2 protein-coding genes are annotated in these 802 nt (G+C 64.6%); both read left to right on the top strand.

The genetic code is table 11. From position 1 onward, the window contains the following. Positions 1-257: NUDIX hydrolase (locus tag AC1DWI_RS25070; protein ID WP_477726169.1), on the top strand; the 257-nt coding region annotated here is incomplete at its 5' end. Positions 258-334: 77 nt separating this feature from the next. Continuing rightward, on the top strand, positions 335-802 hold a 468-nt coding region (locus tag AC1DWI_RS25065; RefSeq protein WP_477726168.1), incomplete at its 3' end, for an MFS transporter.

Genomic DNA, 802 nt, shown 5'->3' with positions numbered 1-802 from the left:
ACATGAGCCCGGGTTCGGTCACTGAAAAGTTGCATTTCTTCGTAGCCTCCTACGAAAGTTCAGACCGGGCAGGAGAAGGCGGCGGCATCGCCCATGAAGGTGAAGACATCGAGGTGATCGAGCTGCAACTGGAAGAAGCGCTGGCCATGGTGCGCAGCGGCGCCATTGAAGACGCCAAGACCATCATGCTGCTGCAGCACGCAAAAATCACCGGCCTGGACCGCCTGCTCCCTCTGCCCCCTTCTTCCGGGTCCTGAATTGATTCTGGAAACGGCCCCTCGGGCCATGCCAGTACCGCGATGCAGCAGGCGTTTTGTCTGATACGCTCAGCTCAATGGATGTTCCTGTTTCGAAGACCGCGGCGCCTGCCATGTCGCCCGGCATGGTGGTGCTGGTCCTGTCGATGCTGCTGGGCATCCAGCCGGTCACGACCGACCTCTACCTGCCCGCCCTCCCCTCCCTGACTGAAGGTTTCGGCGCGCCGATGTCGCAGGCGCAGCTCACGCTCAGCGCCCTGCTGCTGGCCTTCGGTACCTCCCAGCTGATCTGGGGCCCGCTGTCGGACCGCTTCGGCCGCCGTCCCATCCTGCTCTGGGGCCTGTGCGCCTACACCCTCGCTTCCGTCGGCAGCACGCTCGCATCGTCGATGACACTGCTGATCACCTGGCGCATCGTGCAGGGCGCCGCCATGGGCGCTGCAGTGATGTGCGCGCGCGCCATCGTGCGCGACCTGTACCAGCCGCTTGAAGGCGCCCGCGCCATGTCCAAAGGCTTGAGCGGCCTGGGCGTGCTGGCCTGCATC

It is taken from the genome of Polaromonas sp. P3_C2 (genome assembly GCF_056402675.1).
The sequence above is the reverse complement of the archived record's forward strand: the minus strand, read 5'-3'. Positions and strand labels throughout refer to the sequence as shown.